This window comes from Mucilaginibacter sp. R-33, from assembly GCF_049949235.1.
GTDB lineage: Bacteria > Bacteroidota > Bacteroidia > Sphingobacteriales > Sphingobacteriaceae > Mucilaginibacter.
Genome location: NZ_CP188089.1, coordinates 4,267,037 through 4,281,154 on the forward strand (window position 1 = coordinate 4,267,037; position 14,118 = coordinate 4,281,154).

Genomic DNA, 14,118 nt, shown 5'->3' on the forward strand with positions numbered 1-14,118 from the left:
CTGATTTTTCTTGAACAAGCAATCTACCGTAAAATGCGCACTCCGTTAACCTCACAACTACTTGGCGACCTTATTGAAAAAGGCTACGAATATGTATTGGTAAAAGTAACCGTAAACCAACAAACTGAAGAGGTGGTTGACATCACCCTTGTACCCGTTAAAACTAAACCCGTCCTTAACAATCTGCCGGCAGGCTACGAGACGTTTTATCGCATAACCCGCGAACCTGTGCAACTCGCTTGCGGAGTTGACAAAACAAGTATTTTTATAGAATATCAATCATTTGATAATGAAGTAACCGACAAAGATATTTTTGACGACACTTATTTTAGAATGAGCGAAGAGTTTTTCAGGCAGGTATTGGACAGCCTTGAAGATTACGCCGTAATAACCACCGATAAAAATGGAAACATCAATAGCTGGAATACCGGCGCCCAAAAAGTTCTTGGTTATACCGAACAGGAAGCGTTAGGGCTTAACGGCCGCATTTTTTTTATTATTGAGGATATTGCCGCCGGCAAGCCTGAATTGGAATTAAAAAGGGCATTAAGCATGGGCAGAGCTATTGACGAACGCTACCATGTACGTAAAGACGGCACTCGTTTTTGGGGGAGCGGACTGGTTTTCCCTTTGTTTGATGAACAACATAATCATCGGGGCTTCACTAAAATAATGCGCAACCAGCGCGAGGAGCAACTAGCAAAAGAACTTGGCATATAAGACAAACGGGGGCACTCAATGAGCGCCCCCGTTTGTCTTATATCTTTTAAAAAAAGGAAATTACGCGTTATAGCTTACGCCGTGATCTTCTTCAACTTGTGGGTTAATAAATGGCGAGCCTTTAGTAAAGCAACCTACAATTAAAAGATAGGCGCCAAAAATTAATTGCGGTAAAACCATTCTATCAGAAAAGGCATAAACCCAGGGTGAGCAAAATAAAAATGAACCCATAATTACGTCGCCTACATTATGCATTACCATAGGGAATTGTTTGATAAAACCCATTTCGTTTTTAGCGAAGATAGCCATGATCAGCTGTAACCAGCCAATTATTAAAGGCAGGAACAAAGCAGCGCCGCCAACATGAAGCGTATCAAAAGTCCATAATGATGAGATCATTAACAGGGCTACAACGTAGTTTAAAAATCCGTAAGTTTTGGTTGAGATGAAGCCTTTCATTTTTATAGCTTATTTATAAGTATCAATATAAATGATTTAAATTTAAATTTTGTGCCAAAGGTAAACATTTGCACGGCTTAAGTACAGTAAATTTAAAAAAATTGAACAGCCGGTTAACTAATTGGCCACCAGGTCACGAAATAACTGAATGTGCCAGCTATCTTTAAAAGGCACCTCCCATTTAGTTTCAAGCTCGGTTAAATTTTGTACCAGATTGTTGTAAACTACGGTTTCTTTAGTGATGCTGCCATCTTTTAATTTAGCCTCAAAATCATGGCGCGGCAGTGAAAGCACTTCCTGCCCTTCGCGATAAGCTAAATTAAACCTATCGAAAAGGTTGATACCTAAATGCTGTTGCACCTGCTGCATAAAATGAACCGATTTATCGATAGAGCAACCGCTGGCACCTGCCTGGCTTTCATCAACAATTAATATAAAAAAACGGTTATACCTCACCTCGCCTTTGGCTTTCAGCTGGTTGTTGTGGGCTGTCCAGTTGGTGGTAAACTTGTCCAGCTCGGGCTGTATCTGCTGCACTTCCAGATCGGTTAATTTCCTGTCCGACTGATAGATCCAAACTCTTGACTGTGGAGAAAATTTCATTTCCAAAAATATCAATTTATTAACTTCGGGTTACATTTTGTTGTCATGAAAATATCAATTCTGCCATCAATTGGAAAAACCGCGCTCATTACGTCAATTTTAGTCCTTAGTGCGCTAAATTACGGTTTTAAAGCTGAAATGAACGAACAGGAATGGTTAAACTGGAGCAATAAATGCCTCACCAGCTCATTTAACCCCGCGCCTGATATCAACCTCAAAAAGTGGGAGATAACCCTTACCAACGACTATTTTTTACGGCTGCGAAAAACTTATCAACAGGGCAAGCAGGAGTATTTTTCTTTCAACCTGCACCGTTTAACTAATGTTGATTATGTGGGCAGCGACACTACAGGTACAGTAAAATTCAATACCCAAACCGATGATATCATTGTACAAACCTACGAAGACCCTAATGGCAATATCGACTCAATGGCTACCACATTTGATTTACCGGTACATAACATGAGCGCCACCAAATTTGACAGCCTGAAGAATGCCTTGAAATATTTCAGGACGAAAGGTTTATAACCCATTAGCCCTAACCGTGATCTCGGCAATATCCAGCACCTTTATCTCCTGCTCCTTATCCTGATTTTTTACACCATCAGTTAGCATGGTCATACAAAACGGACAGGCAGCGGCTACAACCTGTGCTTTGGCTTCTATAACATCGGCAATCCGCTCTATATTGATATCCTTTTTGCCTGGTTCAGGTTCCTTAAACATTTGCGCGCCGCCGGCACCACAGCACAGCCCGTTTGATTTGCAGCGTTTCATTTCCACCAATTCGGTATCCAGGATCTCTAACGCCGCGCGCGGAGCCTCGTAAACATCATTTCCCCGGCCCAAATAACAGGGGTCATGATAAGTGATCCTTTTCCCCTTAAAACTTTCGCCACCTTCGGCTTTCAGCTTACCAGCATCAATTAACTGTTGAATAAGTTGCGTGTGATGGATCACCTCATAATTGCCGCCCAGGCCTGGATACTCATTTTTTATAGTATTGAAACAGTGCGGACATCCGGTGACTATTTTTTTGATATTATAACCATCAAGCATCTGGATATTCATCATGGCCTGCATCTGGAACAGAAACTCGTTACCCGCACGCTTGGCAGGGTCGCCGGTGCAATTTTCTTCTGTACCTAACACTGCGTAGCTAATGCCCACATGCTGCAATATCTTACAGATATCGCGGGTAATTTTCCGGGCACGCTCATCAAAGCTGCCTGCACATCCTACCCAAAACAATATTTCAGGTTCCTGCCCTTGTGCAGCCATTTCGGCCATGGTTGGGATTTTTATTTCGGAATTCGGATTTTCCATCTCGGATTTAAATTTGAATTTAAAAAGTAAACTGCCAACTAAAAACTGTTAACTGCCTACCGCTCCTCCGCCCAGTTAAACCTGTCGGCCTGGCTGTATTTCCATGGCGCGCCATTATTTTCAACGTTGCCAAACATATTGTTGAGGCTTGCCGGGGCCTGCGATTCTTCCATTACAATATAACGGCGCATTTCGGTTATGATCTCCAGCGGATTGATGTTCACCGGGCAAGCTTCCACACAGGCATTGCAACTGGTACAAGCCCAGAGCTCTTCGCGGGTAATGTAATTGTCAAGCAATGATTTATTATCCTGGTGATCCTTACCATGCTTATCAATATTATTGCCGACTTCCGTAATCCGGTCACGGGTATCCATCATGATCTTACGCGGCGATAGCAACTTGCCTGTAATATTTGCCGGACAAACCGAGGTACACCTGCCGCATTCAGTGCAGGTATAGGCCTCCATCAGGTTTTTCCAGGTAAGATCAGTTACATCCTTTGCGCCAAAACGTCCGGGCTCGCCAGTATTTTCGGGGACGAATGATGGATCAAGCATGGCTTTAACCTCATTAGTAACCGATGCCATATTGGTAAATTTCCCTTTAGGGTTCAGGTTTGAATAGTACGTATTGGGGAAAGCCAGCAGAATATGAAAATGCTTTGAATACGGCAGGTAATTTAAGAAACACAAGATCCCGACAATATGAAACCACCAGCAAACACGCTCAGTAATTACCAATGCCGAAGCGCTACCAGGCAGCAACGGTGCCAACAATGAACTCACCGGAAAGCTTCCGGCTGTAATATAGTGGCCAAAATGCAGCAGTTGTAATTTATAATCGGCTGCATTCATGGTCAGGAAAGCGGTCATGAGCAAGATCTCAGTAATAAGGATGTAATTAGCGTCAGATTTTGGCCATGATGTCATTTCTGTACCGGTAAACCTTTTAAGATGTACAACATTGCGCCTGCACAGGAAAACGATACAAGCCGTAAGTACCAATACTGCAAGCATCTCGAAACCGCCTATTAAAAAACCATACAAACCACCAAGAGGATGTGAAAAGATGCGGTGCGAGCCAAAGATCCCATCAATCATGATCTCCAGCACTTCAAGATTGATGATAATAAAACCAATATAAATAAAAAAGTGCATTACCGCCGCTACGGGGCGTTTAACCATTTTTGTTTGCCCAAGGGCAATTTTGGCCATTACTTTCCAGCGCAGGGCCGGCTGGTCGTTACGCTCCGTGTCTTTACCCAGCAAAATATTGCGCCTGATTTTAGACACGTTCTTGCCAAAGAAGTAAACGGCAACCGCCAGGATGATAATAAATATAAGCTGAGCAATCATTATGCGTGCATAGTATTTTTCTCAAAGTTAAATGAATTGTTTAAAGCGCGAAATGTTTTGGGATTGAAAAAATATTTGAAAATTAATTAGCTGATTACCTGCATAATTATTTAAAACAAGCAGGCGAACAGAAACTTTTTTCAAAAAAAAGTTTTCAAACATAAAAAAAAGGCTACATTTGCACTCCCCAAACACGGGAACGGTTTGGTACCATAGCTCAGATGGTAGAGCAAAGGACTGAAAATCCTTGTGTCACTGGTTCGATCCCAGTTGGTACCACAAAAAAGACCACGTGGTCAATTTATTTTAAAAAGTTTTTAAAGCCTTCGGATTTTCCGAGGGCTTTTTTGTTTAGTTTTCTTTGAAAATTCCCAAATAAGGGTGATCAATTAGCTTAAGCTCTTTTCTCGATTTCCTTTTTTACCTCTTCTATTAATTGCTGTTCGGTGGGTAGATATAATTTGTACTCGCTCGCGAAAATGGTTTTATTATCTTCCGGAAGAGATATCTTTACTACTGCATTATTCTTTTCAGCGCATAGCAAAATGCCTATAGTAGGTTTTTCGAAGTCCTTCTTTTCGTATCTGTCGTAATAATTTACATACATCTGTAACTGTCCTATATCTTGATGAGTAAACTTTGTAGTTTTTATTTCAATGATCACGAAGCATTGCAGTAGCCGATTATAAAAAACAAGGTCAATAAAAAACTCGTCTCCGTCAATGTGTAGTCGCTTTTGTCTGGCAACGAATGCAAAACCATTACCCATTTCTAACAGAAAATCATGCAAATGAGTAATTATTGCCTGTTCTAAATCCTTTTCATAGTATGATGCTTCACGGTGCAATCCTAAAAATTCAAGATACATAGGGTCTTTGATTATTTCTTTTGCATCAGACGGCTCCCGTTCGTTGCGCGCAACAGCCAATACGCTATCTCTATCGTTACTCATTAGAAGCCGTTCCCATAAACTACTATGGATCTGACGTTCTAATTGGCGTACGGTCCAGTTGTTTTTGATAGTTTCTGCTATATAAAAATCACGTTTATCCTGACTGTCAAGTCGGATTATAACCTTGTATTGACTCCAACTCAATTGCGAATACACTGTATTCGCAATTGGGAATGTGCGATAAAACTGTCGGAAGAGTTCTATCTGCCGTTTAGAAAACCCGCTACCATATTCAGGCTCTAATTGATCAGCAATAAACTTTGTGAGGTAATTGCCATAATCAGCGCGGTCCTTCCCTTGTTGCTCTTCTTCAAAAATACGTTGCCCGATTTGCCAGTACATCAATGTACGCTCGTGGTCGACGAGCCTGATAGCTTTATCCTTAGCCTGAAGAATTATGGCCTGAATATCAGCAATTACAGATTGATTAATAAGCATGGTAGTTAGGATTACAGGTAAATGTCAAATTTACGAAATACAAGTGGTTTACCTAAATTTGAACAATGCCAAATATCTGCCTTAAATGAAAGATGACCGATTGAATTTATACAAGTCCCTATTTAAAGGAAGAGAAGATATATTTGCGCTGAGATGGGAAAAAGGCGGCAAGAGTAGCTATATGCCGGCTTATAGTTTCGACCCGCACCGATACCGACAGCATCAAATGAAAGGCGGCACTTTCCAAACCTTTGCTGATAAAAAATATCAACCCTTAACAGACGATCATTTAATAAAACATCTTAAAGGTGAACAGGTTGTTGGCATTTACCCATTATTACAGGATAATACATCATATTTTATTGTAGCAGATTTTGATGAAGCCGAATGGATTGAGGAATGTAGAACGTTTATTGGAATTTGTGAAGAACATGATATCCCGGCTTACTTAGAACGCTCACGTTCCGGCAAAGGCGGCCACATATGGATATTTTTTGAGGCACCTTATGAAGCGTTTAGAAGCAGGAAGATCATGATGACCTTGTTGCACAAAGCGGGCTTGATCTCTATTTTTGATAAAAACTCAAGTTTTGACCGACTTTTTCCGAACCAAGATTATCATTCAAAAAAAGGTTTAGGTAACCTCATTGCTTTGCCCTTAAACAAAACCAGTTTAAATAATGGTAATAGTTGCTTTATTGATCCCGACACCTTACAGCCTTTCGATGATCAGTGGGCATTTTTAAAAATAGTTAACAGGATTACTATAACACATCTCAACTATATTTATAAAGAGCAAGTTACCCAGGACGAACTTTCAACAGGGCTATTTCAAAAAGAGCAAACCTTAAACGGAAAGTTGGTAATTATATTAAGTAAAGAAATTCATATTAGCCGAATCGGCTTGCCTGCTTCACTTGTTAGTTTTCTAAAAGAAGAGCTAAATTTTGCCAATACTGAAGAACATCAATAAAAATACGTTTGGGATAAAACGTTATTTTAAACTGCTTAATGATACATCAGAATCGATAACAATTCCCAGAGGTTTTATTGGCAGGTTGTTACGTTTTTGTAAAGAACAAGAGATTGAGTATACCCTTAAAGATCAACGACAAAAGGCAGAGCCTGTAAACTTTAAAGGCTCTATAGCATTAAAAGAGTATCAATTACCTGCACAGGAAGCAGCCGCTAAAAAAGACTTTGGAATTATAGTTGCTCCGCCGGGTTCCGGTAAAACGGTGTTAAGTTTGGCTATCATAAAGGATAAACAGCAACCGACACTCATTTTAGTACATCGAAAGCAGTTAGCTGATCAATGGATCGAACGAATAGAATCATTTTTAGGCATTCCAAAAAAAGACATCGGACGGATCGGTTCGGGGAAAAGCAAACCAGGTAAATACATTACGGTAGCCATGATACAAAGCATGGAAAAAGCTTTAGAGTCGCCAGAAAACTCAAATCTATTCAGCGCTTTTGGTACGATCATTATTGATGAGTGCCACCACGTTCCAGCTGAGAGTTATCAACGGGTTGTATTAAAATTGAACAGCTACTATCTGTATGGTTTGACAGCAACACCATTTAGAAAATATAATGACGGGAAACTGATATTTATTTACTTAGGTGAAACGATATATGAAATCAAACCAACGGAAGTTCAAAATCAACAAGGCACTCAGGTTATCGTAAGGGACACCGAACTCTTTGTTCCTTTCAACATAAAAACAGATCAGTTCGAAACTCTCTTTAAGATTTTAATACATGATTCAGCACGGAACCAACTCATTTTAAATGATGTTGTAACACAACTAAATACCCGTAAGAAAGTTGTTATTCTTACGGAACGGAAGGAACACATTGCTTCATTACAGCAATATTTAAAACAGCAATATGATACCATTTCATTAAGCGGAGAAGACTCTGATCTAAGTAAGAAGTCTAAATGGACCGCGATAAACAAGGGCGATTTTCAAGCATTAATCACCACAGGACAATATTTTGGAGAAGGAACTGATATACAAAATATAGCGTGTTTGTTTTTAGTTTACCCATTTGCATTTGAAGGTAAACTGATCCAGTACATTGGCAGGGTACAACGCTCAGAGGTGGCACCCATCATTTACGATTACCGCGACCACAAGATCAGTTATCTGGAGAAACTATTTCAAAAGAGAAACCTGTATTATAAAAAGCTTGATCAAAGTGGCTTAACAAGTCCGATAGATGAGAGTGAGGTGGTAAGCGGCCAAATCAATGAGAAGATCGATATCTCAATTGAGAAATTGGAGTTCAGATTCGGCAGCATTGCATTTAAGCACGCCGTTGCTGAATTTAATGACAAAGAAGTAGAGTTTGAAATTGAAAACTTAAATATTAGGCCGGAGTTTACCGTTCTTAAACCATACTTCATCCGACTGCTCAGAAGCACAACAGTATCGATCAATATCCGGGCAACTTTCCAACATAACAGGCTGGTATTTAAAACAGCTACCTCAAATGATCTTGATAAAATAAACCGCGAAGTTATCGAAAGTGTCAAATTTCGTTTTCTATCCAAAGACATTATTAAAGGTATTCCAGCAGGCGAAGAAAATCTTTTAGATGCAGAAAAAATACAAGGTGGAGCCGAAAAATTGATTTACACAAGCGAGGATGATCTATTGGAAAACATACTAGCACTTAAACAGTATAAACACCACCGTCATCTTCGATATCTCGCCCAAAAACATGAGCGAACGGTATTAAAGCTCCGCTTTGTGCTGGAACCTTTTTCATTTGTGTTTTTGCTTTCCGGCAATAATCAATACCATTTAGTTTGGGAAACATTAGATACAGAAGAGGCAACCTACATATGGCACATTGAAAAATGGGCTTATGAACTTGAACGAAGTATAAAACGGATAGATGGATTGCTTGGACAAATTCGAGCAAAGGGCCGACAACAATATCTTGAAACTAATCCCGAACAATTTAGTCGGATCGTGCACGATTATTCTGATGATACAAAAGGTTTGATTATTTGGAAAGATCTATTGGAGGAAAAGTTATTTTAACATGATTGAGCTTTGAAATATATTGCAAACACAATATTTGAACCATTTTCAATCCAGGTCTAAATCTGCCAGTCTTTTCAAATCATAGAAGAAATGGTGTGTTATAGTTAAGTCTGCACCACAGCAATAAGAAGGTCATTTTTCGATAAGGAAATGACCTTTTTTTGCGTTTAAAGGCATCTTTTCTCTCCGACTAATTATTGATTCACATTCTCATTGCTCCATATCTAATTAAACGGCCTTACTCCTTTTTAAAAAATTCATTGACAAGCTTTTAATAATTTACTTACAAATTGTTTATGATATATATTATTTGTAAGTTTATGTAACCAATTGCATTATTTATGGTGATAAAATTTTAGGCATTATTTTGTCTTTACCTGGCTCTTTTACCAAGAAGTTGTCGCCCGCCAAATAAAAACCGCTGCCAGACGAAATAAAGCCTTATATCATATTAAACCTTAAGCATTATGAATAAGATTTTAGTTTTCGCAGCTTTATTTAGCTTCTTGATCTTTGGATGCAAGAAAAAAGAGAAGTCGTCCGAGGCAGGCCTTTCGGGTGTATATGAACTTGAAAAACAAGTGCTTGATCGAGGAGGTAAAGACTCTGTTATTAAACGAACGCAAATTAAAATCTACACAGATCATAACTATTTATACGCCAGTATAGTTCCTGATTCATCTGTTGGGTTTGGTGTGGGCACTTATACACTCGACTCTGCTAACCGACTTAAGGAACATAGTATTTACACCAGCAGAGCGCTCGACTCATCCCTAACGTATAATCTTGAGGTTACAAAAAAACCGGATGGTTATACCCAAGTCATCCCCGATTTTGCCACGGTAAAAGGTGTAAAATATGCATTGAAGGAAGAATATAAAAAATTCCCGTCAGCGGATAGCTCAGTGCTTGACGGCTTGTGGAAAATGGAAAGAACCTATACAATAAAAGGCAAAGACACAATCTCAACTGACGTAACGCAGTATAAAATATTCTGGGGAGGGCATTTTATTTTCGTCCACAGGCTCGCTCAAAATAAGGAAAAAACCATCTTTAAAAATGGGTTTGGCACCGGGGTATTTACTTTTAGTAATGATACGCTTAGGGAAGAAGAGCAAATATCAAACTACCGGCTTCTTCAGGGTAACAAATTTACTGTTAAAGTCACGATGAATGGTCATGACCAATATACTCAGGTGATTAATAGTGCTACAAATGGCCAATCTGTAGAAATCTACAGGCGAGTCAAATAAAAATTCTTTATTTAACCTTGTGTCACTGGTTCGATCCCTGTTGGTACCACAGAAAAGAAATCCTCTTAGTTAACGCTAAGGGGATTTTTTGCTTCTTGCAAATATCAATCTATTTTCAATAACTTTGTATTTCAAAGTTCTTTTATAAACATAAATCACAGGTAAACATGCCCATTTCTACCACACTCGACCAATTGCATTACCAGGCAAAAGGAAATAAATGGATGCGGCTTTTTGCCGTTTTTAACAGGATAGTGCTGGCGGCCGGTTTTTTTATAGCCGGTAACGTTAAAATTATGGGCGAGCGGTTCGCCAGCGGCTTGTCGGCCAATCAACCGATGGGCCATTATTTAGAAGCGTTGCACCATACAGGTTATTATTACACTTTTATTGGTATTTTGCAGGTGGCAGCCGCCATCCTGTTATTGATTCCCCGTACTCAGCTCCTCGGGGCGCTAATCTATTTCCCGATTATACTGAACATCTGCATACTGGCCTACGCCGTCAGGTTTGAAGGCACCCGCATCACCACCTTCATGGTACTTGCTAACTTATATTTGCTGGGTTGGGATTATGACCGCTTAAAATTCATTTTACCATTCAAGCAAAAAAACAGCTATACAACGCAACCTGAAATACGGAGTAACAAGTTTCCGTTCGTGTTTTTTGGAGGCGTTTTTGCAACAATAGCCGCAGTAATAGTAATTAACCAGTTCGTATATGATATCCGACCGGGCAATTCATTAATGGAATGCAATAATGGGTGTGCTGGAAATGCCAAGCCGGAGGCTTGTAAAGTTTTTTGCGACTGCGTACACAACCAGGGCAAACCACTGGACAGTTGCCTGGCCCAATATGATAAAGCTCCGGGTAAAACTATCCAGACATCAGGCGTGGGCTATGCAAAACATAGCAGGTGAGCAAGGATACGTTATTTATCTCATTGCCTCTCCGTGGGTGTTGTGTAGCCGGCGATTTGTATGTAATAATATATAGTTAATTAAATCCTTTTTTAGGACCAGATTTGTCGCTTTAGCTGTATTTTTGAATATGTAGCATCCTTTTTTGAGGATCAGCAAGGCTTCGACAATATGCCGCCGGCTATGAAAAAGAAGACGGAAAAAAAGTATATAATTAAGACATGGCGAACCATGAAACGCCATCTCCGCTCTTTTGTCAAAAACGACGATCAGGAAGATTTGCATCGTTTTCGCACCGGGGTAAAAAAACTACGGGCGCTTTTGATCTTGGGAGACAGCGCGGCAGAGGATGTTACGCTGGAGAAACGCTTCAAACCTGTTCGTAAGATATTTAAGCATGCCGGCGAAATCAGGAATGCCTATATAAACCAGGAACTGGGCAGAGCAGTTGGTGAAAACACCGATTTTATCCGGGAGCAACAGCGGATCATGAAAATCACCACCCGGGCATTTAACGCCGATAAGGATCAGCACAGCGCCTGGCTCCGAAAAACACGACGCAAACTGCTGAAGCAGATCAGGCCGATCAGTAAACATCATCTTTCCTCGTATTACAGGCAACAACTGGAAATCATTGCTACAACCATAAACCCTCCCCGTTTTAATGAGGAATTACATACCTGCCGTAAACAACTGAAGGTACTGCTTTATAATTACCCCCTGGCCGGCTCGGAGTTGGACCTCCCTTTTAATGAATCTTATCTTGACCAGGTACAAGCAGCCATCGGCGACTGGCATGACAATGAACTGGCCATTGCACTTATTTCAACTACTGCGGATCTCCGGAACAGCAAAGAGACACTCAAAGGACTGAAGAAGCAGGCCGCCGTGCTTAAAAAACAACTTACCAGGCTCACCCGGAATTTCCGCGCACAGGCAAGCTCATCGGCCGCAATTTAATCAGAAGGGAAAAACTATAATTTCAAAACCTTTCTTCTCCGTTTTTATAGAGGCGGCCATTAATACTATTTCGTTTCTTTAGCGGTAACACGAAGGAAAAAGTCGATCCCATCCGGGGTTCGCTTTCTACCCAGATGCGGCCCCCATGCCGTTCAATGATCTCTTTGGTAATGTATAACCCTAAGCCCAGGCCAGTTATGCTCCTGTTTACATCTTTTGCACGATAAAACTGGCTGAATATGTGGCTGATATTTTCCTCATTGATGCCCATACCATAATCTTTAACAGATACCTGAATTTCCGTTTCTGACCTTTTTGCTGATACTTCAATTCTATCAGATTCCGGCGAATATTTGATCGCGTTGGTGACCAGGTTGGTCAATACCTGCTCCAGCCTCATTTTATCCCCTTCTAAAATCATTTCTACGTTTTCGTCAAAATAAATTTCATGTGATGTATAGGCTTCCCGAATAGCTTCAAGGTTTTCTTTGATAAGCGCTGTAAAATCAAATTCTTCAAAATAAAACTGCAATTTTCCAGATTGTATTTTTGAGATATCAAACAAATCATTGATCAGGGCATTCAGTTTTTTTAACTGGGTTATAGCCTTCGCAACAAATGGCCTGTTTACATCAATTACTTTTCGTTCCAGCAGTTGTAAAAAACCGCTCATAGAAGTGAGGGGCGTTTTCAATTCATGGGAGGCCAAAGCAATAAATTCATCTTTTTTCTGGCTCAGCTCTTTTACTTCTGTAAACAGCCTGGAATTATCGAGTGCCACTGCCGCCTGAGAAGCCAGGCTAACCACAAAGTCTTCATGCTCTTGCAAGAAAACACCGGCTTCCGGGTGGCCAAAGAATAAGCCACCAATAACATTGCCTGAACTGCTTATAACCGGCACGGCCAGGTAGCTTACTACCGGCAGATGCCCCTCGGGCATTCCAAAATGCGGTGCATTTTGTCCATACCTGGGATCTTTCGTTATATCATCTACCCTTAGTACGCCTTCCCCGCTAAATGTGCGATGGAAAACTGCCGTATTCCGGGGCATTCCGAAATTTTCAAATGCCTCTTTTGGCGCACCCGACAAAGAGTACAACATATAGGCTTCGCCGTCCTGATTGATGGTATTATAAAAAAATGCGCCAAAAGCGGCACCGGTAATCTGTGTAGTGGCATCCGTTACTTTTTGCAGGATAGATTCGGTATCAAGTTTCTCTGAAATGGCTTTCCCTATAGTATTCAGGATCTTCAGTTTTGCCGCCTGGTGTCGGATGGCCGTTTCGGCTTTCTTTGCGGCTGTAATATCCCTGGCAATCTTTGATGCGCCAATAATGGTTCCATGCCGGTCCTTTACCGGTGAAACAGTAAGGGATATATCAATGGCGCTTCCATTTTTGTGCAGCCTAACGGTTTGGAAATGATCAACTTTGTTACCGTTCCTGATGTTTTCAATGATAACATCTTCTTCGGACAGCCTGTCGCGAGGAATAAGAATAGATATATGTTTACCGATAACCTCTCTTTCCTGGTAACCAAAAATCTTTTCGGCACCACCGTTCCAGGTAGTGATAATCCCGTTAAGGGTTTTGCTAATAATGGCATCATCAGAATTTTCAACAATTGCAGCCAGCATGCCCCGTTTCTCTTCTGTCTCTTTTTCGTGGGTCACATCACGCATAATGTGAGATGCTCCAATTACTTCCCCCTGTTCATCCCTTATTGGCGAAATAGTAAGTGATACCGGAAAATCAATCTGTAGCTTACTGCTGCGGACAGTATATAAGTGATTTATTCTTTCACCTGACCATACACGTTCAAGAATAACCAGTTGTTCCTGACGGACGCTTTCGGGGATCAGGGTAAGGATGTTCTGCCCTAACAACACCGGGGCCGGGCAGCCAAACATTTTTTCAGCAGCCGGATTACAATTTAAAATAATATAGTCAAGATCGTGGCTCAATACCGCATCTTCCATTCCCTCAAAAATGGCAGTTAAGGTGAAGAGGTCAGGTAATAAGTTGTTTTTCATGAAAAGCTATCTTCTTTTGCCCTGTCAGTGAATATCTG

13 protein-coding genes and 1 tRNA gene are annotated in these 14,118 nt (G+C 40.6%); 8 read left to right on the top strand and 6 right to left on the bottom strand.

Features of this window, described 5'->3' with window-relative positions:
• The first annotated feature begins 33 nt into the window (after positions 1-33).
• Positions 34-720 (top strand): PAS domain-containing protein, encoded by a 687-nt coding sequence (locus ACP26M_RS17580; protein WP_426581876.1) that lies wholly within the window; start codon positions 34-36, stop codon positions 718-720.
• 60 nt (positions 721-780) lie between these two features.
• Here the strand turns inward: ACP26M_RS17580 and ACP26M_RS17585 are convergent, their stop codons facing one another.
• Together ACP26M_RS17585 and ACP26M_RS17590 are read right to left on the bottom strand one after the other, a co-directional pair.
• Positions 781-1,179 (bottom strand): SPW repeat domain-containing protein, encoded by a 399-nt coding sequence (locus ACP26M_RS17585; RefSeq protein WP_426581878.1) that lies wholly within the window; start codon positions 1,177-1,179, stop codon positions 781-783.
• 117 nt (positions 1,180-1,296) lie between these two features.
• A complete protein-coding gene (locus ACP26M_RS17590; RefSeq protein WP_426581880.1) occupies positions 1,297-1,782 on the bottom strand; it encodes an ABC transporter ATPase in 486 nt (161 codons plus the stop codon).
• Between the two features lie 45 nt (positions 1,783-1,827).
• Here ACP26M_RS17590 and ACP26M_RS17595 point away from each other — a divergent pair, with 45 nt between their 5' ends.
• Positions 1,828-2,310: a hypothetical protein gene (locus ACP26M_RS17595; protein ID WP_426581882.1), complete on the top strand. Its 483-nt coding sequence runs from the start codon at positions 1,828-1,830 to the stop codon at positions 2,308-2,310.
• Here the strand turns inward: ACP26M_RS17595 and ACP26M_RS17600 are convergent.
• Both ACP26M_RS17600 and ACP26M_RS17605 read right to left on the bottom strand, forming a co-directional pair.
• Complete coding sequence (locus ACP26M_RS17600; RefSeq protein WP_426581884.1) at positions 2,305-3,108, bottom strand: (Fe-S)-binding protein; 804 nt, start codon at positions 3,106-3,108, stop codon at positions 2,305-2,307. The genes ACP26M_RS17595 and ACP26M_RS17600 overlap by 6 nt on opposite strands.
• 56 nt (positions 3,109-3,164) lie before the next feature.
• Positions 3,165-4,466, bottom strand: coding sequence for a 4Fe-4S dicluster domain-containing protein (locus ACP26M_RS17605; protein ID WP_426581886.1), 1,302 nt, complete (start codon positions 4,464-4,466; stop codon positions 3,165-3,167).
• A 206-nt stretch (positions 4,467-4,672) separates the two neighbouring features.
• On the opposite strand from ACP26M_RS17605, the gene ACP26M_RS17610 reads away from it, so the two are divergent.
• A tRNA-Phe gene (locus tag ACP26M_RS17610) sits at positions 4,673-4,745 on the top strand.
• 115 nt (positions 4,746-4,860) lie between these two features.
• On the opposite strand, the gene ACP26M_RS17615 is transcribed toward ACP26M_RS17610, so the two are convergent.
• Positions 4,861-5,856, bottom strand: coding sequence for a PDDEXK nuclease domain-containing protein (locus ACP26M_RS17615; protein ID WP_426581888.1), 996 nt, complete (start codon positions 5,854-5,856; stop codon positions 4,861-4,863).
• Between the two features lie 85 nt (positions 5,857-5,941).
• On the opposite strand from ACP26M_RS17615, the gene ACP26M_RS17620 reads away from it, so the two are divergent.
• The 5 genes from ACP26M_RS17620 to ACP26M_RS17640 all read left to right on the top strand — a co-directional run bounded on the left by ACP26M_RS17620 (position 5,942) and on the right by ACP26M_RS17640 (position 12,048).
• The gene (locus ACP26M_RS17620) at positions 5,942-6,829 is read left to right on the top strand and encodes a TOTE conflict system archaeo-eukaryotic primase domain-containing protein (RefSeq protein ID WP_426581890.1); all 888 of its coding nucleotides are present in this window, start codon (positions 5,942-5,944) and stop codon (positions 6,827-6,829) included.
• Complete coding sequence (locus tag ACP26M_RS17625; RefSeq protein WP_426581892.1) at positions 6,804-8,912, top strand: DEAD/DEAH box helicase; 2,109 nt, start codon at positions 6,804-6,806, stop codon at positions 8,910-8,912. Before ACP26M_RS17620 ends, ACP26M_RS17625 begins: the two co-directional genes overlap by 26 nt.
• A gap of 470 nt (positions 8,913-9,382) precedes the next feature.
• Entirely contained in the window at positions 9,383-10,168 is a 786-nt protein-coding gene (locus ACP26M_RS17630) for a hypothetical protein (RefSeq protein WP_426581894.1), read from the top strand.
• Between the two features lie 167 nt (positions 10,169-10,335).
• Positions 10,336-11,088 (top strand): DoxX family protein, encoded by a 753-nt coding sequence (locus ACP26M_RS17635; protein ID WP_426581896.1) that lies wholly within the window; start codon positions 10,336-10,338, stop codon positions 11,086-11,088.
• Positions 11,089-11,271: 183 nt separating this feature from the next.
• Entirely contained in the window at positions 11,272-12,048 is a 777-nt protein-coding gene (locus ACP26M_RS17640; RefSeq protein WP_426581898.1) for a CHAD domain-containing protein, read from the top strand.
• 22 nt (positions 12,049-12,070) lie between these two features.
• On the opposite strand, the gene ACP26M_RS17645 is transcribed toward ACP26M_RS17640, so the two are convergent.
• The gene (locus ACP26M_RS17645) at positions 12,071-14,080 is read right to left on the bottom strand and encodes a PAS domain S-box protein (protein ID WP_426581900.1); all 2,010 of its coding nucleotides are present in this window, start codon (positions 14,078-14,080) and stop codon (positions 12,071-12,073) included.
• Positions 14,081-14,118 lie beyond the last annotated feature (38 nt).